Genomic DNA, 25,999 nt, shown 5'->3' on the forward strand with positions numbered 1-25,999 from the left:
AGATGGGTAGAGGTGGAAGTAAGTGAAAAAGATAGCGTTGCTTGGATCTACTGGCTCCATTGGAACAAGTACCCTTGAAGTAGTCGCTCAGCATCCGGAAGAATTCAAGATTGTCGGGCTTGCAGCTGGCTCCAATATAGAGCTCTTGGCCGAACAAGTGAAACTATTCCGTCCAGAGATCGTATCAGTAGGTAGTGAAGCATATATTGCGAGACTTCGTGAATATATTGGTGTTGCGGACCTGCCTGAGATTGTCTGCGGGAAGGAAGGTTTAATCCAAGTTGCCAGCCATTCCACAGCCGATTTTGTTCTGACAGCCGTTGTCGGGAGCGTCGGAGTGGAGCCTACATTGGCTGCGATTGAAGCCAAGAAAACAATTGGACTTGCGAATAAAGAAACATTGGTAAGTGCCGGTCATCTGGTCATGGAAGCGGCTCGTCGCAACAATGTGACGATCATCCCTGTAGATAGTGAGCATTCCGCTATCTTCCAATCCTTACAAGGTAATAGCATGGAGGATGTTTCGCGGATCATTATCACTGCGTCTGGAGGATCTTTCCGAAAGCTCTCTCGTGATCAATTGAAGGACGTCAGCATCAAGGACGCGCTCAATCATCCGAACTGGAGCATGGGAGCCAAAATAACCATTGACTCAGCAACTATGATGAACAAGGGATTGGAAGTATTGGAGGCGCATTGGCTGTTCGGACTTCCTTACGAGCAAATTGATTGTGTTCTGCATTATGAAAGCATTATTCATTCTATGGTAGAATACAAGGATAAAGCAGTCATCGCTCAGTTGGGGACACCTGACATGAAGGTTCCAATTCAATATGCGCTAAGCTATCCACGAAGAGTATCTCTTCGTTCGGAGACGCTTGATTTAATATCCTGCGGGACACTGAATTTTGCCCAAATGGATTTTGAACGTTATCCAATGATCAAGCTAGCCTATGACTGCGGAAAACGTGGAGGCACCCTGCCGACTGTCATGAACGCAGCGAATGAAGTTGCTGTTGAGCAGTTCCTGCAAGAAAAAATCTCGTTTTTGCAGATTGAAGAATTGGTGGAGAGTGTTTGCCAGAAGCATGAAGTCTTCTCACAACCGGATATTGAGGCCATTTTTGCGGTCGATCAATGGGCTCGTCGGGAAGCTTATCAGATGGTAGCTAGCATCAGATCATAAATACGCACAGAAAGGTGGCCAAATCCTTTGCCTATGCCAAACTTAGGTTCGTTTGGATCGATTATCGCCATAATCGTGGTATTTAGCTTGTTAGTACTTGTACATGAATTAGGACATTTTCTACTGGCAAAGAAAGCGGGTATTCTATGTCGCGAATTTGCCTTAGGAATGGGTCCGAAGATATTTCGCTTCAAGCGGGGGGAAACCGAATATACCATTCGTCTATTGCCAATTGGCGGTTTAGTTCGGATGGCAGGGGAGGATCCCGAGCTCGACGTGCTAAAAACTCACATGATGATTGATGTGGAACTGAATGCCGCAGGACAGGTCACTAAAATGTTCTTGCAGCCTGCGCCCAATCATCAAGGAAATTTAATGCGTGGTGTCGTCTCTGAATTTGATTTGGAGCATAAATTAACGCTGACCCTGGATATTTCCGGTTCAGAGGAAACCTTCTCGGTTCATCCGCAGGCTGTTCTGGTTTTCGATGGCCGTGAAGTACAGATTGCTCCTTTTGACCGACAGTTTAAAGGCAAAACGGTTAAGCAACGTTTTTGGACAATTTTTGCTGGACCCGCAGCCAACTTCATTCTTGCGTTTGTATTATTGATGGCCAGTGGTTTATTTTACGGAGTACCAACCAATGAACCGTTAATCGGTCAAGTCAAACCTGACGGACCGGCAGCTCACGCAGGTCTTTTGGAAGGGGATCGCGTTCTCTCCATTCAAAATCATCCCGTTCATAGCTGGACGGATATCGTTGAGATTGTAAGTAAGTCAGCAGGTAAGACTCTTGTTTTTGAAGTGGATCGTGGAGGGGTACATAAACAGATTCCCGTACATGTGCAAACAGAGAACAAACAAGGTAAAATAATGGTGTATAACCCTGTAACCTATTCACCACTCGAATCGATTCGCTATGGTGCAGTTGCAACTTACGACTTTACGTCTATGATTATCGGAAATTTGGCCATGCTCTTCTCAGGGTCTGTTGGTCTCAAGGATTTGAGTGGGCCAGTCGGTATTTTCAAGATGACGGGAGAGTTCGCGCAACAAGGAATCAAGATTCTGATTCAGTGGGCTGCCGTTCTAAGTATCAACTTAGGATTATTCAATCTGCTTCCGTTACCTGCGCTGGATGGTGGAAGACTAATGTTCCTCGTTGTGGAAGCATTACGTGGACGACCAGTTGATCCGCATAAGGAAGGCATGGTTCACTTTTTGGGATTCGCGTTTTTGATGTTGTTGATTCTGGTCGTGACTTGGAATGACATTCAGCGATTTTTCTTCTAGAGGATAGAGATTCGTCAAGACAGAAGTATTATGATGTGAGAGAAGCAACCGAGACAAAGGATGGTGTACAATCGTGTACAAACGTGAGGAAACGAAACCGATATTCGTGGGTGACGTACAGATTGGCGGTCAGAAAAGCGTTGTCATTCAATCTATGACAACAGCCGATACTCGTGACGTAGAAGCGACACTGGATCAAATTAACCGCCTGTATGAAGTGGGCTGCCAAGTTGTTCGTTTGGCGGTTATTAATGAAGATGCCGCTAAAGCAATCAAACAAATCAAAGAGCGCTCTCCTTTGCCTCTTGTAGCGGATATCCACTTCGATCACAAATTGGCACTGATTGCCCTTGAAAGTGGTATCGATAAAATCAGAATTAATCCAGGGAACATTGGTTCCAGGGAAAAAACCAAAGCCGTTGTTGAAGCGTGCCGCGAACGCAACGTACCAATTCGAATTGGTGTAAACTCAGGTTCAGTTGAGAAGCGTTTGCTTGATAAATATGGTTACCCGAGTCCGGAAGCCATCGTTGAAAGCGCCATGAGCCATGTTGAGATTCTGGAAGACCTAAATTATGACAATATCGCTATTTCGTTAAAATCATCAGACGTGCCGACCATGATTCAAACCTACTCTCTGATGGCGCAAAAACGGAACTATCCGCTTCACGTAGGCGTAACGGAAGCAGGTACCCAATTCTCCGGCAGCATCAAGTCTTCTGTCGGTATCGGTACAGTGCTATCAATGGGAATTGGTGATACCATTCGTGTATCCTTGACCGCTGACCCTGTTGAAGAGATCAAGGTAGCTAAACAAATCTTGAGAAGCTTGGATATTGTCAACAACGACCCAGTGGTCATTTCTTGTCCATCATGCGGTCGTTGCGCTATCGATTTGATCGGTCTTGCTACCAAGGTAGAAGACGCCGTATCCAACATCAAGATGCCATTAAAAGTTGCAGTTATGGGATGTGCGGTCAACGGCCCGGGTGAAGCTCGTGAGGCGGATGTCGGAGTAGCCGGCGGCAATGGGGAAGGCCTCATTTTCCGCAATGGGGAAATCGTGCGTAAGGTGAAAGAAGAAGATCTTTTTGAAGAGTTAATGAAAGAAATCGAAACGATTGTGAAATAACTGGATGTAACTCGTGTCGTCAAATAACCTCGGACGTTGCCATCGTGTAATGTTCGGGGCTTCCCTATAATTAAGAACATTTGTTCGTTTGGAGGAAATGTCGTGTTAAAACAAAGCCAAATGCTTATTCCAACTTTGCGTGAGGTGCCTTCCGACGCTGAAATCGCCAGCCATAAGCTGCTGCTTCGCGCCGGAATGGCTAGACAATTAGCTTCGGGTGTGTATACCCATCTGCCATTATCCGTACGTGTCTTGCAAAAAATCCAAGCGATTGTCCGTGAAGAAATGAATCGTGCTGGTGCCCAGGAGCTCCTCATGCCTGCCATGCAGCCGGCAGAGTTATGGATGAAATCCGGACGCTGGGATGTATATGGTCCAGAACTCATGCGTCTAAATGATCGACACAATCGACAATTCGCACTTGGCCCAACCCATGAAGAAGTGGTTACCTCTTTAGTTGGAGACGAAGTGAACTCCTATAAGAAACTGCCTTTAAACTTGTATCAAATCCAAACGAAATTCCGTGATGAAGTTCGTCCTCGCTTCGGTTTGATCCGTTGCCGCGAGTTCATCATGAAGGACGCGTATTCGTTTGACACCTCTCGAGAAGGATTGGATAAGAACTTCGAAGCGATGTTTAACGCGTACACTAACATTTTCACCCGGGTTGGCCTGAATTTCCGCGCGGTTGAAGCGGATGCCGGCTCCATTGGGGGAACTGGAACGTACGAATTCATGGCGTTGTGCGAGATCGGTGAAGACACGATCGCTTATTCCACAGATGGTACGTACGCTGCCAATTTGGAAAAAGCGGAAGTGGTTTACGAGGGTACTCCAAAACAAAACGTCAACATTCCTTTGACTGAAAAAATTCATACACCTAACGTTCGTACAATCGACCAGCTCGTAGAGAGTCTCGGTGTACAAGCTTCCGAGATTATTAAAAGCTTGGTTTATCGCATGGATGACAAACTGGTTGTGGTCCTGATTCGTGGAGACCATGAGCTGAACGAAGTAAAATTGAAAAATATGTACGATGCGACCAACCTTCGTATGGCGACGGAAGAGGAAGTGTTTCAGGTAACCGGAGCACCAGTAGGCTTTGTTGGTCCAATTGGATTAAAAGATGACGTAGAAATCGTTGCAGATAACTTCGTCCAAGATGTAGTAGACGGCGTGGTGGGCGCGAATGAAAAAGACTATCACCTTAAACATGTATCCGTGACCCGTGATTTGCGTATTGATCGCTTCGCTGACCTGCGTAACATTATGGAAGGGGACAAGTCTCCTCGTGATAATGGAACCATTGCTTTTGCCCGTGGGGTTGAGGTTGGTCACGTGTTTAAATTGGGAACCAAGTACTCCAATACATTAGGAGCCACTTATTTGGACGAGAACGGCCGATCCCAAGACATGATCATGGGTTGCTATGGTATTGGGGTATCTCGTACGTTGGCGGCAGTGATTGAACAGAATAATGATGAGCATGGAATCATCTGGCCAGTATCCGTGGCTCCGTTCCATGTCCATGTTATTCCAATCAACGCCAAAGTGGACGAGCAACGCGAACTAAGCGAACAGATTTTTGCGAAGCTTTCTGAAGCGGGTATTGAGGTGCTCTATGACGACCGTCCTGAGCGTGCTGGCGTGAAGTTCAAGGATGCCGATCTGATTGGACTTCCACTTCGTATTACCGTTTCCGACAAGAGCGTTGAAGGAACGGTAGAGGTTCGTGTTCGTCGCACAGGGGAAGCCTTCGACGTAGCTGTAGAGGAACTTGCCACATTTGTGCAAAACAAACTGGCTGAGCTTTCCGAAAAAGAAACGCATCCGGTAAAAGCTTCATTCTAGCAGGAATCAACTCATAATTTGTCGAATGTTTGAGTGGTATCCCTTTTTTGGGGGTACCACTTTTTGCATTGGCATCATTCCAAAGGTTTTCTTATAATTCATATGCGCAACTATGGCTCTGCCATTGCTTATCGCTTAGGCGTAGGGGAGTTTTTCAATAAGAGGTGTTCACAGAATGGTTGACCACAAAGAACAAAAAGAACGATTTGCACTGTTACTAAAGCAGTTGGATATCCCGGTTGATTGGATAGAGGCTTATTTTCAAGAAGGTTTGATCAACAAATTGGAATTGTATAAACAGAATAAAGAGTGGGTCTTTACGTTTACGTTTCCGAAACTTCTGCCCCAAAAGGTCTATCAGGCTTTTCAAGCGAGGTTAACCTCCAGCTTTTCTCATTTGGCAAAAGTGGATTCGTATATTCGGTATGGTTCCACACCGCCAGTAGGAGAAGCAGTCGATGAGTATTGGGACTATTTGCTGACCCAAGCGGAGGCTCGGTTGAACTCTCTAGCCGCACAAATTCGTAGCTCAGAGCGTAAAGTGCAAGGCGATGATGTGAAGGTCATGATGCCAACTGAAATGGCCGTTGAATTTGCCAAACGGAAAAAAGCGGATCAGGAGCTTCAGAATCTCTTTCACAAGGTGACGGATACACGCCCGCGTTTTCTATTCATGGCGGATGAGGAACAAACAGACGAGAACCTCAAAGCATTTATGGAACAGCGTGCGGAGGAAGAACGCGCGCTGGTTCAAGTCGTGATGAGTGCGCAAGCAGAGAAAGAGAAGGAAGCGGCAAGTAGTCAGAACGAAGCGATTACTACACTAGTGATTGGCTACGAGATCAAAGAAGACCCGGTTCCTATTCAAGAAATCAAAGAAGAAGAACGCCGGATTTGTATCCAGGGAACCGCGTTTAATGTTGAATTAAAAGAATTAAAGAGCGGACGTCACCTGTTGACCTTTAATCTCACGGATTACACAGACTCTCTATCCATCAAGATCTTCTCACGCGACAAGGAAGACTTAAAGATGCTTGAAGCGGTGAAAGATGGCATGTGGTTAAAGGTGCGAGGAAGTGTGCAGCACGACACCTTCATGCGCGAGTTGGTGATGATGGCCAATGATCTGAATCAGATTGAACAAGTTGGACGCAAGGATATGTCCGAACAGAAACGGATCGAGCTTCATTGCCATACACCGATGAGTATGTTAGACGGGGTAGCGTCACTTAAATCACTGATTTCAACAGCAGCCAAATGGGGACATCAAGCCATCGCGATTACGGATCACGGGGTCGTACAGTCGTTTCCAGAGGCGTATGGGATTGCCAAGAAAAACAACATCAAGTGCATCCTGGGTCTAGAAGCATACGTTGTAGATGATGGTGTAGACATTGTTTATAACCTGAACAACTCAGCAGTAAACGATATTGTGATTGATGAAAATACCAGCTACGTCGTATTTGACACCGAGACGACAGGGTTAAACGCAGCCGAGAACACCATCATCGAGATCGCCGCGGTGAAGATGCGAGGCGCGGAGATTATTGAAGAATGGTCCGAACTGATCGATCCAGGGTTTCCTGTCGGGCCTAAAACAACCGAGATAACGGGGATTACCAATGAGATGTTAGCGGGACAACGGACGCTAGAGCCCGTGCTCAAGCAGTTTAAAGAGTTCGTCGGTGATGCTGTTCTTGTTGCCCATAACGCGGAATTTGACCAAGGATTCTTGAATGCCTGTGCAAAGAGAATAGGTATGGAGCGTTGGGCGAATCCGTTTCTGGATACTTTGCCACTCGCGAGATTACTCTATCCGGGCATGCGAAACTACCGCTTAGGTACCTTAGCCAAACGTTTAAGTGTGGAGTTAATCAATGCCCACCGCGCGTTGGATGATACAGTGGCACTGGCTAAGGTATTTCAGTACATGCTAAAAGAAATGAAAGAGAAAGAAATTCAAAGCTTGGTTCATTTAAACGAAATCAGCAATCAGACGGCAGACTTCAAAAGCTCACGTCCTTTTCACGCTACGATTCTCGTTCAGAATAAAACAGGACTGAAGAACTTATACAAACTCGTGAGCCGCTCGCATGTCGAGACCTTCTACCGCGTTCCTCGAATTCAGCGAAGCCAACTAGTCAAATATCGAGAAGGATTGCTGATCGGAACGGCTTGCAAAGAAGGGGAGTTGTTCCAATCCATTACACGAGGCAAGTCCCGTGATGAATTAGTTGAAGTGGCCAAATTCTACGATTATATCGAGGTGCAGCCAATCGACCATTACCGATCTTTGCTACGCAATGAGAGCATTAACTCTTTGGATTCTGTAAAAGAGTATCACCGCATGATGATTGAGATAGCTCACGAGCTAGACAAACCAGCCGTGGCTACAGGTGATGTACACTTCCTGAATCCAGAGGATGAGGTATTCCGTGATGTCTTCTTGTTCTCGAAGGGAGACCAAGACAACGGGAATCAACCTCCTCTCTATTTCATGACAACGGATGAGATGCTGGATGCTTTCAGCTACTTGGGAGAAGAATTGGCGAGAGAAATCGTTATTCAAGCTCCTAACCGAATTAATGAAATGATTGAAGAAGTATGTCCAATTCCAGATAAATTGTACACGCCAATCATCGAGGGTGCGGACGAAGAGCTTCGAGACATGTGCTATGACAAGGCGAAGAGCCTTTACGGTGAGCCGTTGCCAGAAATTGTTGAACAGCGATTGGAAAAAGAGTTGACCAGTATCATCAAGCACGGTTTCGGCGTAATCTATCTGATTTCACAACGACTGGTGACTAAGTCACTTCGGGACGGTTATCTGGTAGGTTCTCGGGGTTCCGTTGGTTCCTCCTTCGTGGCCACGATGTCGGAGATTACCGAGGTTAATCCTTTACCGCCACATTATCTCTGCCCGAATTGCAAGCATAGTGAATTTATTCTGGACGGTTCCATTGGTTCCGGTTTCGACTTGCAAGATAAGGATTGCCCAGAGTGCGGTCAAGCCTTCAATAAAGATGGTCAAGATATTCCGTTCGAGACGTTCCTTGGCTTTAAAGGAGACAAAGTTCCCGATATCGATTTGAACTTCTCTGGGGAATATCAACCGCGTGCCCACAAGTACACGCAAGAATTGTTCGGTGTGGACAATGTGTACCGCGCAGGAACGATTGGTACGGTAGCGGAGAAAACTGCGTATGGATACGTCCGCAAATATGCGGAAGAGCATGGCATGGTCCTGCGTGGAGCGGAAATTGCCCGATTGGTGAATGGATGCACCGGAGTTAAGCGTACGACCGGTCAGCATCCAGGGGGAATTATTGTTGTGCCTGATTACATGGAGATCGAGGACTTTTGCCCGATCCAGTTCCCTGCCGATGATAACGAGTCCGAGTGGCGTACCACGCACTTCGACTTCCACTCCATCCATGATAATTTGCTCAAACTCGATATCCTGGGACACGACGATCCGACGGTCATACGGATGCTGCAGGATTTAACCGGGCTTGATCCGAAAAAAATCCCGCTCGATGACCAGAAGACCATGTCCATTTTCAGTAAAACGGAAGCGCTTGGAGTCGCCCCGGAACAGATTCGCACGAACATGGGAACACTTGGAATTCCGGAGTTTGGGACAAAATTCGTCCGTCAGATGTTAGAAGACACCAAACCGACCACCTTTGCCGAGTTGGTGCAGATCTCCGGGTTGTCGCATGGAACAGACGTATGGCTAAACAACGCGCAAGAGCTTATCCGCAGTGGAACCTGTAAGCTTCCTGATGTTATCGGTTGTCGTGACGATATCATGGTCTACTTGATCTATAAGGGATTGGATCCTTCTCGTGCCTTTAAAATCATGGAGTCGGTTCGTAAAGGTAAAGGCGTCAATGAAGAAGACCAGGAAGAAATGCGCAACAATAGCGTGCCGGATTGGTACATTGACTCCTGCCAAAAGATTAAATACATGTTCCCTAAGGCTCACGCAACCGCATACGTCATGATGGCTGTACGGATTGCCTACTTTAAGGTTCATTATCCGTTGGAGTTTTATGCGACGTACTTCTCCGTGCGTGCTGACGATTTTGACATTCCACTGATGGCCAAGGGTTCTTCTGCTATCCGTCAAAAGATAGAAGAAATTGAAGAAAAGGGACATGATGCCCAGCCAAAAGAAAAATCCCTGTTAACCGTGCTGGAGATGGCGCTAGAGATGGTGGAGCGGGGCTATCGTTTCCTTAATGTGGACTTATATAAATCCGATGCGACCAAGTTTCTGATTGAGGAAAATTGCCTACGCGCTCCGTTTAACGCCATGCCAGGGCTTGGTACGAATGCGGCGATCAGCTTAGCCAAGGCTCGGGAAGATGGAGAATTCCTCTCCAAGGAGGACTTGCTTTCTCGTTCCAAAATCTCCAAAACCATTTTGGAGTTCCTCGATGAGCAAGGTGCGCTTCAGGGTCTGCCGGAGTCGAATCAATTGTCGCTATTCTAAGATGCCAATTGTTTGCTGGTTTGACTCGGGAACCAAAGGTTGTCAAGGGTAGACTGTTATGTTATAATTTTTTTGGAAATACTGGTTATACACGCAGATCAAGAGTGGGGAAACCCACTCTTTCTTTCTGGCTGAAACCGGAGTTCGGATGGTAAAGGAGGTACTTGCTTGAGCAAGGTAACGCAAATCGTCACAGATCTAGTAACTCCCATTCTGGATGAGATGAAGTTGGAGCTAGTAGACATTGAATTTAAGAAAGAAGGCACCAACCATTTTCTAAGGGTCTTCATCGATAACGAAACAGGAAACATTGACATTGATGACTGCGGTACTGTAAGTGAACGCCTAAGCCAACGTTTGGACGAAGTCGATCCGATCCCTATGGCGTATTTCCTTGAAGTCTCGTCCCCAGGTGCTGAGAGACCGCTTCGTAATGAACGGGATTTTCATAAAGCTGTGGGTAAACACGTACATATCACAACGAAAGAAGCTGTGAATGGACACACTGTTTTCGAAGGCGAACTGATCGCATTTGATACGAATACCCAAAAGCTAACCGTTAAAGAAACAAAACATACTTATGAGTTATCAATCGGCCAAATCGACACGGCGAGAATGGCGATTGTTTTCTAGTTGAAGGGAGGACACAGCAGTCACATGAACGCTGAGTTTATTGATGCACTTAATGAAATTGAGAGAGAGAAGGGAATTGCCAAAGAGGTGCTTTTGGAAGCAATCGAAGCAGCTCTGATTTCCGGCTACAAACGCAACTTTAATTCTGCTCAGAACGTCCGGGTAGATATCAACCGTCACACAGGGGTTGTTCGAGTGTTTGCCCGTAAAACTGTAGTGGAAGAGGTTCTGGATACTCGCTTGGAAATCTCGTTAGAGGGTGCACAAGAGATTGACCCGAATTTTCGCTTAGAAGATATCGTTGAGATTGAGGTAACGCCTCGCGACTTCGGACGTATTGCCGCTCAGACAGCGAAGCAAGTAGTTACTCAACGCATTCGCGAAGCTGAGCGCGGACTTATTTATAGCGAATTTATCGAACGTGAAGAAGATATCGTGAGTGGTGTCATTCAACGTCAGGACGCTAGATTCTATTACATCGATCTTGGCAAGGTAGAGGCGATTATGCCAGTCACCGAAAAAATGCCGACAGATGATTTCAAGCCGCAAGACCGAATCAAGGCATACATCATTAAGGTAGAAAAAACCACGAAGGGTCCGCAAATTGTGGTTTCTCGTACACACCCAGGATTGTTGAAACGACTTTTCGAATTGGAAGTACCTGAAATTTACGATGGTGTTGTCGAGATCAAATCAGTAGCTCGCGAGGCGGGAGATCGTTCCAAAATCGCGGTACACTCCATCAATGAAGACGTCGATCCAGTTGGAGCTTGTGTAGGTCCGAAGGGATTGCGTGTACAAACCATCGTTAACGAATTAAAAGGCGAGAAGATTGACATTGTGCGTTGGTCTGAAGATCCGGCCGAGTATGTCGCCAATGCGCTCAGTCCGTCAAAGGTTCTCTACGTAGATGTGAATGTACAAGAAAAAGTAACTCGAGTCATTGTTCCTGATTATCAATTGTCACTTGCGATTGGTAAACGTGGACAGAATGCTCGTTTGGCTGCCAAGCTTACAGGTTGGAAGATCGATATTAAGAGTGAAAGCCAAGCGGAACAAGAGGGTATCGAGTATCCGAAGCCGTCCGATGTACAGGATTCTGTGGACGTTGATGCAGAATGAAGCAGAAGAAAGTTCCATTACGTAAGTGCATCGTCTGTCAGGAAATGCTCCCCAAAAAGGAGCTGATTCGCGTGGTTCGTACGCCGGATGAGCAAATCGTCATAGATTTGACAGGGAAAGCAGCAGGGCGAGGAACGTATGTTTGCAGACGAGAAACATGCTTAACACCGGATACTTTTGCAGCCGGAAAATGGAAAAAAACGTTGGAGCGCGCTCTCAACATGCCGATTTCACAAGAACAATACGAGAATTTTCGACATAAGTGGCTGGAGTTGATCGGTAAGTGAATCCCAAGATAGCGCAGATGTTGGGGCTTGCCATGCGTGCTCGCAAACTGATTACGGGTGAGGAGCTTGTCGTAAGTGCAGTTCGAACGGGCCAAGCAAAACTCGTCCTTCTTGCATTGGATGCTTCAGCAAATACTGCGAAAAAAATAACCGACAAATGTAACTCATACCATGTGCCATGCCATACCCTTTCTGATCGATACGCAATAGGTCAAGCGATCGGAAAAGATGCGCGTGTCGTTGTAGCAGTATCTGATGCCAAGATGGCCGATAACATACAGCACCTTCTCACACCTAATTCATAAGGGGTGATTTAATGAAGACTCGCGTGTACGAATATGCTAAACAGCATAATATGAGTAGTAAAGAGATTATTACTTTGTTAAAACGTTTAAATATTGAAGTGACTAATCACATGAGTATTATGGATCAAGAGACGATTGACAAGGTGCAACAGCATCTGTCCAAGCTGCGTTCTTCCAGTGCTCCAACAGAAAGCCAAGCGGCGGGAGCGCGTGGAAGTGAGAAAGCAGCTGAACAAAAGCAAGTGCAGTCTCAAGAGAAATCTCGAGATGCCGGCCGTGACAGAGCGAAAAACAATCGTCCTGAGCAACGCCAGCAGCATCAAAACCAGGGGAAGAATCAGGAGCGAAGAGCAGAAAATATGAGTAATCAACCAAAAGTAACAAATCAAACACAACCGACCGTCCAAGAGAGTCAGACTGACACGGGAAACAAAAAAGACCTGGATGATTTTGAAGACAAGGTGATCATTCCTGCAAAAGTGGGAACGGAAACCAAACGCGAAAAAATCAAAAAGGCACCTGTTGGCAAGAAGACGTTTGAAGACAACAAGAAAAACAATGTTCCGTTCAAAGGGAACAACAAACGTCCTGACAACCGACGCAACAACAACAACTTCCAACGCGAACCACAACGTCCAGTTTTGGAACCGCCATCCAAAATTGTGTTTACCGAGTCGCTTACTGTTGGGGAATTAGCGAAGAAACTTCGCAAAGAGCCAGCAGAAATTATCAAAAAACTCTTCATGCTGGGTATCATGGCTACGATCAACCAGGATCTTGACAAAGATACGATCGAGTTGATTTGCTCTGAATACAACGTAGAAGTAGAAGAGAAAATTGTCATCGACGAAACCAACTTCGAAACCATCGAAGAGGTGGATGCACCTGAAGACCTTCAAGAGCGTCCTCCAGTGGTTACGATCATGGGTCACGTTGACCACGGGAAAACCACCTTGCTAGATGCGATCCGTTCTACGAATGTAGTAGCAGGTGAAGCAGGTGGAATTACACAGCATATCGGTGCGTATCAAGTTGAGATCAAAGGCAAGAAGATCTCCTTCCTCGATACACCGGGCCATGCTGCGTTTACAACCATGCGTGCTCGCGGTGCGCAAATTACAGACGTTACCATCCTTGTTGTTGCAGCGGACGACGGCGTTATGCCACAAACGATTGAGGCCATTAGCCATGCCAAAGCGGCGAATGTTCCAATCATCGTAGCTGTCAACAAAATTGATAAAGAAGGCGCCAACATCGACCGCATCAAACAAGAGCTGACTGAGTACGGACTTGTAGCGGAAGAGTGGGGCGGTGAAACCATCTTCTGCCCGATCTCTGCGAAACAACGTATCGGTATGGAAGAGTTGTTGGAATACATCCTTCTCGTATCTGAGGTTCAAGAGCTGAAATCTAATCCAAATAAACGCGCTCGCGGAACAGTAGTTGAAGCTGAGTTGGATAAAGGTCGTGGACCGGTAGCCACTGTGCTTGTTCAACACGGTACGCTGAAAATCGGAGATCCAATTGTTGTTGGTTCTGCTTTTGGTCGTATTCGCGCCATGGTGAACGACAAGGGTCGCCGTATTAAAGAAGCAGGACCATCTACTCCAGTTGAGATCACTGGTTTGAACGATGTTCCACAAGCTGGGGATCAATTCATGGTCTTCGAGGACGAGAAAAAAGCTCGTGCCATCGGTGAAGCGCGCGCAAGCAAACAGCGTGAATCTGATCGTCGCGCCAATACTCGCGTATCGCTTGACGATTTGTTCCAACACATCCAAGAGGGTGATATCAAGGAATTGAATATCATCATCAAGGCAGACGTGCAAGGATCTGTAGAAGCACTTCGCGGTTCATTGGAAAAAATCGACGTCAACGGTACCCGTATCAAGATCATTCATACAGGTGCAGGTGCGATTACGGAATCAGACGTTACTTTGGCCAATGCGTCCAATGCGATTGTAATTGGTTTCAACGTTCGTCCAGAACCGAATGCCAAAAACATGGCGGAACAAGAGAAGATCGATATACGTCTCCACCGTGTCATCTACAACGTAATTGAAGAGATCGAATCCGCACTTAAAGGTATGCTTGATCCAGTATTTAAAGAGAAAATCATTGGTCAAGCGGAAATCCGTCAAGTATTTAAAGTATCCAAGATTGGTAACATCGCAGGATGCTACGTTACAGAAGGTAAGTTGTCTCGTGATGCCGGTGCCCGCTTGATTCGCGATGGCGTCGTGATCTACGAAGGCAAGCTGGATACATTGAAACGTTTCAAAGACGATGCAAAAGATGTAGCTGCTGGCTATGAGTGTGGGGTTACACTCGATCGCTTCAGCGACATTAAAGAAGGCGACGTAGTCGAAGCGTACATCATGGAAGAAGTTAAACAATAATGATCGGAGTAATTCACATCGAATTATTCCTGCCTGCTTCCCAGAATCTGAAGGAGAAGCGGGCCATTGTGAAAAGTATCCTCAGTCGCTTGCGTCAGAAGTTTAACGTGTCGGCGGCTGAGATGTCCTATCACGAACAATGGCAGCGTACCGAACTGGTAATCGCTGCCGTTGCTAATGAGAAGCCTTTTTTAGACAAAGAGCTCATGTCGGCCGTCCGTTTGGTGGAAATGACACCCGGTGTGGAGTTGATTCGATCTGATACGGAATACTATGAGTGAATCAGGCTGTTACCTGGAGGTGAAGGAACATGAGCATGAACAAGACAAGAACGAACCGCATTGGGGAAGAAATAAAAAAAGAGCTCAGTATCCTTTTGCAGCGTGGATTGAAAGACCCGCGTATCGGGTTTGTTACCGTAACTGGTGTTGAAGTAACAACAGATCTGCAATTGGCAAAAGTATATATAAGCGTTTTTGGAAGTCCTGAACAAAAAGAGGCGTCTTTGCAAGGATTGCAAAAAGCAAAAGGCTTCCTCCGAACAGAAATTGGCAAACGAATCAAACTTCGCCATGTGCCAGATCTGCAGTTCAAAATGGATGCTTCCATTGATTACGGAAATAAAATTGATACGCTCTTGCGTGAAATCTCCTCCCAAGAAGGAGAGATCAAGCATGACTGATTATAGGTTGGCATTACAACAAGCGGCGCAGTTTATGCGCGAGCACGATGATTTTTTGGTTATCTCCCATGTCAGTCCGGATGGAGATACGACTGGCTCTGCGCTTGCTACTTGCCTTATCCTGCAACAGCTTGGAAAACAATACATGGTTGTCAATGAAGGAGAAACGCCAAACAAATTTGGCTTTCTCCCTTGTTTTGATGAACTTCTTGATTTGTCCAAGACGAAGCTTACCAGAACATTTTCTCATGTGATTGCTGTTGATGCCGCTGATTCGAAGCGGATGGGACAAATTCAGCATCTATTCGCAAAGAATGTCCAACTGCTGAACATTGATCACCACCCAACGAACGATTTATTTGGGACGGTGAATGTGATTCGAACAGATGCGGCTGCCACTGCCGAGATCATGTATGAACTAGTGGTTGAAGGTGGCTTTCAATTAGATCAATCCCTTGCGACCTGTATTTATACCGGATTGCTAACAGACACAGGTGGGTTCCGTTATTCCAATACCACCCCGAATGTCATGAAAATCGCGGCGGATCTCCTCACATATGGGGTAAAACCGGGAGAGATTGCTGAGCGCTGCCTTGAATCCATTACGATGGAGCACCTGTCGATCCTGCGTCGTGCGCTCCAATCGCTCAAGCTTACGAGCAATGGATTGGTGGCTTCCATGCGAATCAGTCATCAAGATATCAAGGAAACTGCTGCGACCACCGAAGATATAAGCGGGTTGGTCAACTATGGGCGAAATATTGAAGGCGTAGAAGTTGGGATTTTGCTTACCGAAACACAACCAGGTGTTGTCAAGGTGGGTTTCCGTTCCCGGAGTCAAGTTGATGTGGCACAGATTGCCAAGAGCGTTGGCGGCGGTGGACATGCGCGAGCTGCCGGATGCACACTTCAAGGAAACCTGGAAGAAATAGAGCAAACAATTCTTGCGAAAATTAAAGAAGCGTTAGAGGTGAGCACGGATGAGTAACTTTCATGGCGTGCTCGTCTTACATAAACCGGCAGGTGTTACTTCGCATGATTGTGTGGCCAAGGTTCGTAGGCTATTTGCGACCAAAAAAGTCGGGCATACAGGGACACTGGATCCAGAAGTAACGGGTGTTCTTCCAATTTGTCTGGGCAATGCCACTCGAATTGTCGAGTATTTGCAAGAACAGTCCAAGACGTACGAAGTAATCATGCGACTGGGGATATCTACGACAACGGAAGATGCTCAAGGAGAAGCGATTGAACAAGTGCCAGTCGATTCTGCCTTGATTACGGAAGAGCGTATGAAGGAGCTTTTTGAGCGTTTTACCGGGGAGATCGAACAGGTTCCGCCAATGTATTCGGCCGTTAAGGTCAACGGACAACGTCTTTATGATCTCGCCCGTCAAGGTGTTGTGATTGAACGCAAGCCACGTAACGTTACCATCTACGAATGTAACCTGCATCAGATCTCGGTTGGGGAAGATCAGACCGTATTGGTTTCTTTCTCGTGTCGCTGCTCCAAAGGTACTTATATTCGCACGTTATGTGTTGACCTAGGTCTTGCCTTGGGTTATCCTGCCCATATGGCCCACCTAATCCGTACGCAGAGTGGAGGCTTTACGCTTGATCAAGCAATAACATTGCCTGATTTGGAGAGTAAGCTCAAGAGCGGAGATACCGACAATTTGCTGTTTAGCATGGGAGAAGCGCTTGATTTTGTGCGCGTACAGATTCCGGTAGACCGTAAAGCAGCCGTGCTAAATGGCTTGGAAACCTCACTGCATGGCGTTCAAGTGGAGGTAGGAAGCCTTGTATGCCTTTACGCAGGTGATCAGCTCTTGGGAATTCACCGTGTCTGCGAAGGAAACCGGGGATTAGTAGCCAAACCAGAAAAAGTTTTTCATTCTTGAGGTGAGAACGTGAAAACCATTCGACTATCGTATCCGCTATCTCCAAGCTTACAATCAACTCCTTGTGCCATGGCGATCGGATATTTTGACGGAGTGCATTTAGGTCATCGCCGTGTTATCCAGAAGGCTATTGATGTTGCCAAGATGAATGGATGGAAAAGTGCCGTTATGACATTTGATCCTCATCCGCGGGAAGTTCTTGGACAGACAGGATACACACGTTATCTCACTCCACTTGAAGATAAACTGGAGCAGATGGAGAAGATGGGCGTTGATATCGTCTATGTAATGTCCTTTGATATTTCATTTTCCTCCATTTATCCAGAAGAATTTATTACCGATTGTTTGGCTCCCCTGCAGGTTCAGCATGTGGTCGTCGGCTTTGACTACACGTTTGGCTACCGTGGGATGGGGACAGCTCAAACGCTCCAAAACTATAGCGAGAAGAACTACGGAATCGATATTGTAGGACCTGTCAATCGTTTGGGCGAAAAAGTATCCAGTACCATCATTCGCGAGTATCTGCATAACGGTGATGTTGAGCAAGTGAGGCATTTGCTGGGACGATCTTTTCAATTTAAGGGGGTCGTCGTACACGGGGATAAGCGCGGAAGGACGATCGGCTTTCCGACCGCGAATGTGGGGTTAACAGGAGCATACCTAATCGGCAAAAATGGCGTCTATGGCGTTCGCATGACCGTAAATGGACAAACCTACAACGGTGTCATGAATATTGGGATCAAACCAACCTTTGAGTTGGAAAAGAAAGAAAAGTCACTTGAAGTCCATTTGTTCGACTTTAATGAACAAATATACGATGAAAAGGTGACGGTAGAAATTCTTTTCTTTATAAGAGAAGAACAAAAATTTAGCGGGATTGAAGCTCTGGTGTCACAAATTCAAAAAGACGTGGAGACTGCGAAAGAGAAATTTGCTTTATTCAACAATAATTAAGCAGCCAAGCCTTTACTTTATTCTTTCTTCTGTGCTATAATTCCAATGTTGTCTTTTTCCACTGCTTGGCTGTCCGACACTCACCGACGGCATGCTCAGCTGATGGATACATTTTAGGAGGTGAGATTTATGGCAATCACTCAAGAACGCAAAACTCAACTGATTCAAGATTTCCGTACTCATGAGAACGATACTGGATCTCCTGAAGTACAAATCGCGATCCTGACTGAAAACATCAACAACTTGAATGCACACTTGCGCACTCATAAAAAAGACCACCACAGCCGTCGTGGTTTGTTGAAGATGGTAGGTCAACGTCGTAATCTGTTAACTTACTTGAGAGAAATGGACGTTCAACGTTACCGTGTGGTAGTTGACAAACTCGGCCTACGCCGTTAATCGTCTGTTCTTAAGGGAAAGCGGGATATTCCCGCTTTTTCTTCTGTCCAAAGAGGCTGGAACCTGCTGGAATTTATCTGGTGGGTTTTCTAATATTCTTTCCTTTTTATTTCTGACACAGCAGGAAATAATACATAGAAGTAGAAAAAATCATGAAGACTAACTTCGTATAAAGGAGGACTGCTAGCTATATGGAACAACAATATCGTACATACGAGTTTGAACTAGCAGGCCGAAAACTGGTGCTTGAATTCGGTAAAATAGCGAAGCAAGCGCAAGGATCGGTCTTGGTTCGTTATGGTGATACCGCGGTTCTGTCCGCAGTTACTGTTTCAAAAGAACCTAAACCACTTGACTTTTTTCCACTTACTGTTAACTATGAAGAGCGTCTTTACGCCGTAGGTAAAATCCCGGGTGGATTTATTAAACGTGAAGGACGACCAAGTGAAAAAGCGATTCTCGCTAGCCGCTTGATTGACCGTCCAATTCGCCCATTATTTGCCGAAGGATTCCGTAACGACGTGCAAGTAGTTAATACAGTTTTATCTGTTGATCAAGATTGCTCACCAGAGATCGCGGCGATGATCGGTACCTCTGCGGCTTTGTCCGTTTCAGAGATTCCATTCAAAGGGCCAATCGCTGGAGTGATCGTAGGACGCATCAACGGAGAGTTCATCGCTAATCCGACCGTGGCTGAATCAGAGAAAAGCGATATTCACTTGACAGTAGCGGGAACCTACGATGCGATTAACATGGTTGAAGCGGGAGCCAATGAAGTTCCTGAAGAAGTTATGCTGGAAGCGATCATGTTTGGTCACGATATGATTAAGCAAATCGTCGAATTCCAGAACACAATCGTACAAGAAATCGGTAAACCGAAAATGGTTCCGGTCTTGCACGAGGTAGACTCTGAAATTGATACGGCCGTTCGCGCTTTTGCGGATGCCAAACTGCGTGAAGCGATTCGCATCGAAGAAAAACATGCGCGCGCTGACGCGATCGATGCGGTAAAAGCAGAAACGAAAGTTCATTTTGCCGAAACCTATCCAGAACAAGCAGGCGTAATCGATGAAGTCTTGTACAACATCGTGAAGGAAGAAGTTCGCCGCCTGATCACGCATGAGAAAATTCGCCCAGATGGACGAGCTTTGAACGAAATTCGTCCAATTAGCTGTGAAGTTGAAATTCTGGCGCGTACACATGGCTCTGGATTATTTACACGTGGACAAACGCAAGCGTTGAGCGTATGTACATTAGGTGCACTTGGCGATGTGCAGATTCTCGATGGTTTGGGCTTGGAAGAAACCAAACGATTCATGCATCACTACAACTTCCCGCCGTACAGCGTAGGGGAAGCCCGTCCGCTTCGCCCGCCAGGACGTCGAGAAATCGGTCATGGAGCACTTGGTGAACGTGCCATTGAGCCAATCATTCCATCTGAAACCGAATTCCCGTATACCATCCGTCTTGTATCCGAGGTTGTAGAGTCCAACGGTTCTACTTCTCAAGCATCGATTTGCGCGAGTGTACTTGCCTTGATGCAAGCGGGTGTTCCGATCAAAGCGCCTGTAGCAGGTATCGCGATGGGTCTGATCATGGATGAGGAAGGGAAGCAATTCTCTATCCTCACTGATATTCAAGGGATGGAAGACCACCTGGGCGATATGGACTTCAAGGTTGCAGGTACTGCTAACGGTGTGACCGCGCTCCAGATGGATATCAAGATCGAAGGGATTAACCGTGAGATCTTGGAACAAGCCCTTACGCAAGCGAAGGAAGGCCGGATGTTCATCTTGGACAAGATGTTGGCAGCAATTCCTGAGCCTCGTAAGCAGCTCTCTCCATATGCGCCAAAAATCACCACAATGGCGATTAACCCTGATAAGATTCGTGATGTTATCGGACCTGGTGGCCGTATCATTAATAAAATCATCGAAGAAACAGGTGTTAAGATCGACATTGAACAAGATGGACGCATTTTCATCGCATCTGCTAATCAGGAAGCGAATGATCGCGCGAAACAAATCATCGAAGACCTGGTTCGAGAAGTTCAAGTGGGTCAAACTTACTTGGGAACCGTTAAACGAGTGGAGAAATACGGCGCGTTTATCGAATTGTTCGCAGGTAAAGAAGGCTTGTGCCATATTTCCCAACTGGCTGAAGAACGCGTAGCCAAAACGGAGGATGTAGTGGCTGTTGGCGATAAGATAATGGTGAAGGTCACCGAGATCGATGAACAAGGTCGCGTAAATCTTTCCCGTAAGGCCGTCTTGAAAGAACAGCAAGCAATACAAGAGGCTGCTAAGGTCGAATAACAACCGCATAGATTGTTTTACCAAAAAGCTTCTCTTCACGAAGAATTCTTTGTGTGGGTAGCTTTTTTTCTTCTATCAGAAATCTCCACCACATACATTGGACAAAGAGGTATACGATGTCTGATGAAAGCGGAAAGTAAAGAGAGGAAAGTATGATAGAGGTGAAAGACTTATGCTCAGAATGCAGAAGAAATTGTTGCTTGCTTGCGTTTCTGGATTAATAGTAGGACTCCTTTTTTTCTATTCCAATTCAGTGAATCAATACATAAGTGTGATGAAATCAGCTGTGGACAAAGTTAATTCTAGGTCTGAAGGGTCTCTTCGCGAAAAAATTGAAAACTGGAAAAAAATAAAGGATGAACAACCGATTGATGCATATGTTGATCGTATCTGGAAAGCGATTCCGGGATATAACGGACGTGAGGTGGACGTGAAAGCCTCGCTGAAACATATGTCCGAGCATAAGTTGGATACTGAAAAGGGTCTCATTTTTCGAGAAGTCCCCCCAAGCGTCACATTGGAACAGTTGGGCGCTTATCCGATTTATCGCGGCAATCCCAAGAAGCCTGCAGTTTCGTTCATGATTAATGTGGCCTGGGGGAATGAATTCCTAGACAGAATGCTGGATACTTTGGATAAGTACCAGATTAAAACCACTTTTTTCCTTGATGGTTCTTGGGTTAAAAAATATCCCGAACTGGCTCGCAAAATAAAAGATCGTGGTCACGAGATCGCGAATCATGCTTACTCCCACCCGGATATGGCGCAATTGGGAGCAGAGCGTATACAGCAGGAAATTGGAAAAACCCAAGACATTATCGAGCAGACAACAGGTGTAAAGCCAACTTTGTTTGCTCCTCCTTCCGGTTCATTTTCCGATCAGGTGGTTCAAATTGCCCGTAACGGGTTTCATATGAAGACCATTCTGTGGACCGCAGATACTGTGGATTGGCAAAAGCCATCCGCATCCACTGTTATTGAGCGGATCGAGCCGAAGCTGGATAACGGGGTTTTAGTCTTGATGCATCCGACACAAGCGTCTTCTGATGCACTGGAAGCACTGATCAAGATAGCCAAGAAGCGTAGATTGACGATTACAACCGTTTCTGAGGTGATCTCCAGCAATCGAATGAACGAATCGTATTAAAGAATGATTGGTTGTATGAAATGGTGAATTTTGTTATAGTATTACGAGGTTCAGTTGCCCTCACCAAAAATAAAGTAGCTGTTTTTTTGTGAGTGTAACAATGGCTTTCCATTAGAGGAGGATCTCAGTGATTCAACGATACATCTGTGAAAATGGTCTTAGAATTGTAACGGAAAAAATTCCGTCGGTTCGTTCCGTTGCCCTTGGTGTTTGGGTTGGAACCGGCTCGAAGTTTGAAAACGAAACAAATAATGGGATTTCCCATTTTCTTGAACATATGTTTTTTAAGGGAACAACCAGTCGCTCCGCCAAGGAAATCGCCGAATCGTTTGATGAAATCGGTGGAAATGTGAATGCGTTTACTTCCAAAGAGTACACTTGCTATTATGCGAGAGTGCTGGATCAGCATGCTGTAATTGCTTTGGACGTACTAACGGATATGTATTTTAATTCCACCTTTGATAAAGAAGAGTTGGAAAAAGAGAAAAATGTCGTCATCGAAGAAATTAGCATGTATGAGGATACGCCTGACGATTTGGTACACGATTTAATTGCTCGCGCCAGCTATCCTGATCATCCGCTTGGTTATTCGATTCTGGGTACGGAAGAAGTTCTGCGCAGTTTAACTCGTGATGATCTTCTTACGTATGTAAACAATAAATATACACCAGCGAATACCGTGATTACGGTTGCCGGAAACTTCAACGATGAATTAATTGAGGCAATTAAACAGCGTTTTTCCGGGTTTGCGCGTCCAGCGGCAGACTTGAGTATTGCCAAACCTGAGTTTCTAGGTCATACAATTGCTCATCAGAAAACGACGGAACAAGCACATCTGTGCATTTCCTTGCCTGGGTTCCACGTCGGACAAGAAAATATTTACTCACTGATTCTGTTGAACAACATCATTGGCGGCAGTATGAGCTCTCGTCTTTTCCAAGAGATTCGTGAGGAACGTGGATTAGCGTATTCGGTATACTCATACCATTCCGCCTATAAAGAGTGTGGATCCTTCTCGATTTACTCCGGCACAGCCCCTGAGCATGTGGGCCAAGTGTTTGACATCGTAACACATATCATGCATGATATCTCCGAAAAAGGAATTACCGAAAAGGAACTGAACAAGGGCAAGGAGCAACTAAAAGGAAGCCTGATGCTCAGTTTGGAGAGTACAAACAGTCGTATGAATCGTCTAGGCAAGAATGAATTATTGTTAGGCCGCCATCTTAATTTGGATGAAATCATTTCGCGCATTGATCAGGTGACGAATGATTCTGTTTTGCAAGTGGCCAATCAATTATTCCACTCGAAACTTGCTATAGCAATGGTAAGTCCTTTAGATAATTTCCCTGCGAATGTCCGCAATGACGTTTTGTTATAGAAGCTAGGAGGCTAAGTCAGCATGTCTTTTGATGTTAAAATAAAGAAAATGTCGCCAATGATTGGCACCGATATTCCGTTGCCGTTTTACGCGACCAAAGGTTCAGCCGGATTGGATCTGTCTGCGTGTATTGAAGAAGAGGTAACGATCAAGCCGGGTGAGCGCGCCAAGATCCCAACAGGCATTGCTGTACAGATGCCGAATGAACAAGTGGTGGGACTGGTCTTTCCGAGAAGCGGTAACGCGTGGAAATACGGTGTCTCCATGACGAATGCGGTTGGAGTAATCGATAGTGATTATACGGGTGAAATTCAGGTTATTCTACAAAATCTGGACTCCACCAACCCTTTTATCGTGAAAAAAGGAGATCGGATCGCGCAGCTCGTATTTGTTCCTGTCTTCCAAGCCAACTTACAGGTCGTGGATGAGCTGGATGAATCTGAACGTGGTTCGGCGGGCTTTGGCTCGACTGGAACTATCTAATATAAGTCTAACCTTAGAAAATCCGACAATCGTCGGATTTTTTGTTTTTAGCTTTTCTGACATGGTAGTGACGCCCATTGCATATACCCAAACTGTAATGATTCTGGGAGGTGCTCTTCGTAATGCGTCTTAGTGAGCTGAGTGGAAAAGAAATCATTGGCTTTGATCATGGCGAACGACTGGGTACAATAGGCCATGCTGATTTACAAATCAATCAGAAAACCGGAGATATTCAGTCGTTTATTTTACCTGGAAGTTCGTTCCTGGGTTTTGGAAAACGAAAAGAAGCTCTCGTAATCCCGTGGAAATCCATCATAAAAATTGGTCCAGATATGATGATTGTCGAGCTTTATTCCAAAAAACAAGAAGCTGTGGAAAAGTAAACTTTTGTCACCTACCAACGATGTGGGGAATAGGATGAGGTAGATCGCAACGATTTTAGGTAGTACATGATAGGAAAACCTTTGCCTTTCGAGGTTTTCTTGCAGTAAAATGTTTGGAAAGGGGAACGCAGCATGCTAACGGGCATTCATGTTGCCTTTATTGGAGGAGATGCGCGACAGCTGGAGGTTATCAAAAAGTGTATCCAGCTGGATGCGTCTGTTACCCTCATTGGATTTGACAACCTGGAAAGCAGCTTCACCGGGGCAACGAAAAAACCATTAACATGCGATGTGTTGAAAGAGGTTGACGCCCTGATCCTGCCCATCGTTGGTACAGATGAAAAAGGATTCGTTGAGAGTATATTCTGCTCAAAGCCCTTGCAACTTAAGGAAGAACATATGGCTAGCCTTTCTAAGTCTTGTGTCGTTTACACAGGAATGGCTAAACCGTATCTTCGAACTCTCCTTCAAAAGCAGCAAATCGCTTTGGTAGAACTACTCGATCGTGATGATATCGCCATTTACAATTCGATCCCAACCGTCGAGGGAGCTTTAATGATGGCGATTCAAAATACCGATTTCACCATCCACGGGTCGCAGGTTATCGTTCTTGGACTTGGCCGAACAGGCCTGTCCCTGGCTCGAACTTTGCATGCACTTGGTGCGCGCGTTCGTGTAGGCGCCAGACGTCCCGAGCACATAGCACGTATTTACGAGATGGGGTTAACACCTTTTCAGGTGAGTGAATTACGCTCACAAGTGTCGAATGTCGACATGTTGTTTAACACCATTCCACAGCTAGTTGTCACCGCAGAAGTACTGGCTCAGATGCCGCAATCTGCTTTTGTTCTTGACTTGGCTTCCCGACCTGGCGGAGTAGATTTTCGTTTTGCTGAAAGAAGAGGTATTACAGCCCTCCTGGCACCCGGACTACCTGGAATCGTTGCGCCGAAAACGGCCGGACAGATTATCGCTAACATTCTGTCTAACCTGATCGCTGAACAATCCAGAAACCAGGGGGAGAAAAAATGAGCGATTTAAAAGGAAAAACAATTGGATTTGGACTGACGGGTTCGCATTGCACGTTTGAAGAGACTATGCCGCAAATTCAGCGTCTGATGGATGCGGGAGCACGAGTGATTCCAATCGTGACCCATACACTGCTCACAACAGATACTCGGTTTGGGACATCGGCCGGTTGGCAGCAAATGCTTTTGGACATTACCGGGGAAAAGATTATTTCTACCATCCCGGAAGCCGAACCGCTTGGACCTTCCAAACTACTGGATGTGATGGTCATTGCTCCGTGCACAGGCAATTCCACCAGTCGGTTAGCAAATGCAATAACGGACAGTCCCGTTCTGATGGCTGCCAAGGCAACCATGCGTAATTTGCGCCCTGTTGTTCTCGCCATTTCTACCAATGACGGGTTAGGGCTTAACGCCGCCAATATCGCCAAATTGTTAGCGGCCAAACATATTTACTTTGTTCCATTCGGTCAGGATGCTCCAGACAAGAAACCCAATTCTTTAGTCGCACGCATGGATCTTATTCAGGAAACATGTGAAGCTGCTTTAGACGGTCGTCAATTGCAGCCTTTACTGATAGAAAGATTCAACTACTAAGTTACTTGTAAAGGTCATAGGAGGAG

The 25,999-nt window shown here is 45.9% G+C and carries 23 protein-coding genes; all 23 read left to right on the plus strand.

Features of this window, described 5'->3' with window-relative positions; translation table 11 throughout:
* The first annotated feature begins 22 nt into the window (after positions 1-22).
* The 23 genes from ACQCN2_RS13815 (at position 23) to ACQCN2_RS13925 (ending at position 25,973) form a co-directional block, all read left to right on the plus strand.
* Complete coding sequence (locus ACQCN2_RS13815; RefSeq protein ID WP_426929512.1) at positions 23-1,186, plus strand: 1-deoxy-D-xylulose-5-phosphate reductoisomerase; 1,164 nt, start codon at positions 23-25, stop codon at positions 1,184-1,186.
* Positions 1,187-1,213: 27 nt separating this feature from the next.
* On the plus strand, positions 1,214-2,479 hold the full coding sequence (rseP, locus tag ACQCN2_RS13820) for an RIP metalloprotease RseP (protein ID WP_426929513.1): 1,266 nt from the start codon (positions 1,214-1,216) through the stop codon (positions 2,477-2,479).
* A gap of 73 nt (positions 2,480-2,552) precedes the next feature.
* Positions 2,553-3,611, plus strand: a complete 1,059-nt coding sequence (gene ispG, locus ACQCN2_RS13825; RefSeq protein WP_426929514.1) for a flavodoxin-dependent (E)-4-hydroxy-3-methylbut-2-enyl-diphosphate synthase — start codon at positions 2,553-2,555, stop codon at positions 3,609-3,611.
* A gap of 102 nt (positions 3,612-3,713) precedes the next feature.
* Positions 3,714-5,462, plus strand: coding sequence for a proline--tRNA ligase (locus tag ACQCN2_RS13830; protein WP_426929515.1), 1,749 nt, complete (start codon positions 3,714-3,716; stop codon positions 5,460-5,462).
* A gap of 175 nt (positions 5,463-5,637) precedes the next feature.
* On the plus strand, positions 5,638-9,960 hold the full coding sequence (locus tag ACQCN2_RS13835) for a PolC-type DNA polymerase III (RefSeq protein WP_426929516.1): 4,323 nt from the start codon (positions 5,638-5,640) through the stop codon (positions 9,958-9,960).
* A 168-nt stretch (positions 9,961-10,128) separates the two neighbouring features.
* Positions 10,129-10,593 (plus strand): ribosome maturation factor RimP, encoded by a 465-nt coding sequence (gene rimP, locus ACQCN2_RS13840; protein ID WP_426929517.1) that lies wholly within the window; start codon positions 10,129-10,131, stop codon positions 10,591-10,593.
* 24 nt (positions 10,594-10,617) lie between these two features.
* Complete coding sequence (gene nusA, locus ACQCN2_RS13845; RefSeq protein WP_426929518.1) at positions 10,618-11,715, plus strand: transcription termination factor NusA; 1,098 nt, start codon at positions 10,618-10,620, stop codon at positions 11,713-11,715.
* Complete coding sequence (gene rnpM / locus ACQCN2_RS13850; protein ID WP_426929519.1) at positions 11,712-12,002, plus strand: RNase P modulator RnpM; 291 nt, start codon at positions 11,712-11,714, stop codon at positions 12,000-12,002. Before nusA ends, rnpM begins: the two co-directional genes overlap by 4 nt.
* Entirely contained in the window at positions 11,999-12,307 is a 309-nt protein-coding gene (locus ACQCN2_RS13855) for a YlxQ family RNA-binding protein (RefSeq protein WP_426929520.1), read from the plus strand. Before rnpM ends, ACQCN2_RS13855 begins: the two co-directional genes overlap by 4 nt.
* A gap of 11 nt (positions 12,308-12,318) precedes the next feature.
* A complete protein-coding gene (gene infB / locus ACQCN2_RS13860) occupies positions 12,319-14,706 on the plus strand; it encodes a translation initiation factor IF-2 (protein ID WP_426929521.1) in 2,388 nt (795 codons plus the stop codon).
* Positions 14,706-14,987: a DUF503 domain-containing protein gene (locus ACQCN2_RS13865; RefSeq protein ID WP_426929522.1), complete on the plus strand. Its 282-nt coding sequence runs from the start codon at positions 14,706-14,708 to the stop codon at positions 14,985-14,987. Before infB ends, ACQCN2_RS13865 begins: the two co-directional genes overlap by 1 nt.
* Positions 14,988-15,022: 35 nt before the next feature.
* On the plus strand, positions 15,023-15,388 hold the full coding sequence (rbfA, locus tag ACQCN2_RS13870) for a 30S ribosome-binding factor RbfA (RefSeq protein ID WP_426929700.1): 366 nt from the start codon (positions 15,023-15,025) through the stop codon (positions 15,386-15,388).
* Positions 15,381-16,376, plus strand: a complete 996-nt coding sequence (locus tag ACQCN2_RS13875) for a DHH family phosphoesterase (protein WP_426929523.1) — start codon at positions 15,381-15,383, stop codon at positions 16,374-16,376. The genes rbfA and ACQCN2_RS13875 overlap by 8 nt, the downstream gene beginning before the upstream one ends.
* On the plus strand, positions 16,369-17,286 hold the full coding sequence (truB, locus tag ACQCN2_RS13880; RefSeq protein ID WP_426929524.1) for a tRNA pseudouridine(55) synthase TruB: 918 nt from the start codon (positions 16,369-16,371) through the stop codon (positions 17,284-17,286). The genes ACQCN2_RS13875 and truB overlap by 8 nt, the downstream gene beginning before the upstream one ends.
* 9 nt (positions 17,287-17,295) lie before the next feature.
* Positions 17,296-18,240: a bifunctional riboflavin kinase/FAD synthetase gene (locus ACQCN2_RS13885; RefSeq protein WP_426929525.1), complete on the plus strand. Its 945-nt coding sequence runs from the start codon at positions 17,296-17,298 to the stop codon at positions 18,238-18,240.
* A gap of 129 nt (positions 18,241-18,369) precedes the next feature.
* On the plus strand, positions 18,370-18,639 hold the full coding sequence (gene rpsO, locus ACQCN2_RS13890) for a 30S ribosomal protein S15 (RefSeq protein ID WP_426929526.1): 270 nt from the start codon (positions 18,370-18,372) through the stop codon (positions 18,637-18,639).
* 191 nt (positions 18,640-18,830) lie between these two features.
* Positions 18,831-20,954: a polyribonucleotide nucleotidyltransferase gene (locus ACQCN2_RS13895; RefSeq protein ID WP_426929527.1), complete on the plus strand. Its 2,124-nt coding sequence runs from the start codon at positions 18,831-18,833 to the stop codon at positions 20,952-20,954.
* A gap of 172 nt (positions 20,955-21,126) precedes the next feature.
* Complete coding sequence (locus ACQCN2_RS13900; RefSeq protein WP_426929528.1) at positions 21,127-22,101, plus strand: polysaccharide deacetylase family protein; 975 nt, start codon at positions 21,127-21,129, stop codon at positions 22,099-22,101.
* A gap of 127 nt (positions 22,102-22,228) precedes the next feature.
* Positions 22,229-23,482, plus strand: coding sequence for a M16 family metallopeptidase (locus ACQCN2_RS13905; protein ID WP_426929529.1), 1,254 nt, complete (start codon positions 22,229-22,231; stop codon positions 23,480-23,482).
* A gap of 21 nt (positions 23,483-23,503) precedes the next feature.
* Positions 23,504-23,965, plus strand: a complete 462-nt coding sequence (gene dut / locus ACQCN2_RS13910; RefSeq protein ID WP_426929530.1) for a dUTP diphosphatase — start codon at positions 23,504-23,506, stop codon at positions 23,963-23,965.
* Between the two features lie 122 nt (positions 23,966-24,087).
* The gene (locus tag ACQCN2_RS13915; protein WP_426929531.1) at positions 24,088-24,348 is read left to right on the plus strand and encodes a YlmC/YmxH family sporulation protein; all 261 of its coding nucleotides are present in this window, start codon (positions 24,088-24,090) and stop codon (positions 24,346-24,348) included.
* Positions 24,349-24,480: 132 nt separating this feature from the next.
* Positions 24,481-25,380, plus strand: a complete 900-nt coding sequence (gene dpsA, locus ACQCN2_RS13920; RefSeq protein ID WP_426929532.1) for a dipicolinate synthase subunit DpsA — start codon at positions 24,481-24,483, stop codon at positions 25,378-25,380.
* Entirely contained in the window at positions 25,377-25,973 is a 597-nt protein-coding gene (locus ACQCN2_RS13925) for a dipicolinate synthase subunit B (protein WP_426929533.1), read from the plus strand. The genes dpsA and ACQCN2_RS13925 overlap by 4 nt, the downstream gene beginning before the upstream one ends.
* Positions 25,974-25,999: the final 26 nt, after the last annotated feature.

This window comes from Brevibacillus ginsengisoli, assembly GCF_050113715.1.
GTDB lineage: Bacteria > Bacillota > Bacilli > Brevibacillales > Brevibacillaceae > Brevibacillus_H > Brevibacillus_H ginsengisoli.

What these genes read in the sequence shown, in the direction of transcription:
- ACQCN2_RS13835 (WP_426929516.1), top strand. Translation starts at nt 5,638, where the DNA reads ATGGTTGACCACAAAGAACAAAAAGAACGATTTGCACTGTTACTAAAG.
- nusA (WP_426929518.1), top strand. Translation starts at nt 10,618, where the DNA reads ATGAACGCTGAGTTTATTGATGCACTTAATGAAATTGAGAGAGAGAAG.
- rnpM (WP_426929519.1), top strand. Translation starts at nt 11,712, where the DNA reads ATGAAGCAGAAGAAAGTTCCATTACGTAAGTGCATCGTCTGTCAGGAA.
- infB (WP_426929521.1), top strand. Translation starts at nt 12,319, where the DNA reads ATGAAGACTCGCGTGTACGAATATGCTAAACAGCATAATATGAGTAGT.
- ACQCN2_RS13865 (WP_426929522.1), top strand. Translation starts at nt 14,706, where the DNA reads ATGATCGGAGTAATTCACATCGAATTATTCCTGCCTGCTTCCCAGAAT.
- rbfA (WP_426929700.1), top strand. Translation starts at nt 15,023, where the DNA reads ATGAACAAGACAAGAACGAACCGCATTGGGGAAGAAATAAAAAAAGAG.
- ACQCN2_RS13875 (WP_426929523.1), top strand. Translation starts at nt 15,381, where the DNA reads ATGACTGATTATAGGTTGGCATTACAACAAGCGGCGCAGTTTATGCGC.
- truB (WP_426929524.1), top strand. Translation starts at nt 16,369, where the DNA reads ATGAGTAACTTTCATGGCGTGCTCGTCTTACATAAACCGGCAGGTGTT.
- rpsO (WP_426929526.1), top strand. Translation starts at nt 18,370, where the DNA reads ATGGCAATCACTCAAGAACGCAAAACTCAACTGATTCAAGATTTCCGT.
- ACQCN2_RS13895 (WP_426929527.1), top strand. Translation starts at nt 18,831, where the DNA reads ATGGAACAACAATATCGTACATACGAGTTTGAACTAGCAGGCCGAAAA.
- ACQCN2_RS13900 (WP_426929528.1), top strand. Translation starts at nt 21,127, where the DNA reads ATGCTCAGAATGCAGAAGAAATTGTTGCTTGCTTGCGTTTCTGGATTA.
- dut (WP_426929530.1), top strand. Translation starts at nt 23,504, where the DNA reads ATGTCTTTTGATGTTAAAATAAAGAAAATGTCGCCAATGATTGGCACC.
- ACQCN2_RS13915 (WP_426929531.1), top strand. Translation starts at nt 24,088, where the DNA reads ATGCGTCTTAGTGAGCTGAGTGGAAAAGAAATCATTGGCTTTGATCAT.
- dpsA (WP_426929532.1), top strand. Translation starts at nt 24,481, where the DNA reads ATGCTAACGGGCATTCATGTTGCCTTTATTGGAGGAGATGCGCGACAG.
- ACQCN2_RS13925 (WP_426929533.1), top strand. Translation starts at nt 25,377, where the DNA reads ATGAGCGATTTAAAAGGAAAAACAATTGGATTTGGACTGACGGGTTCG.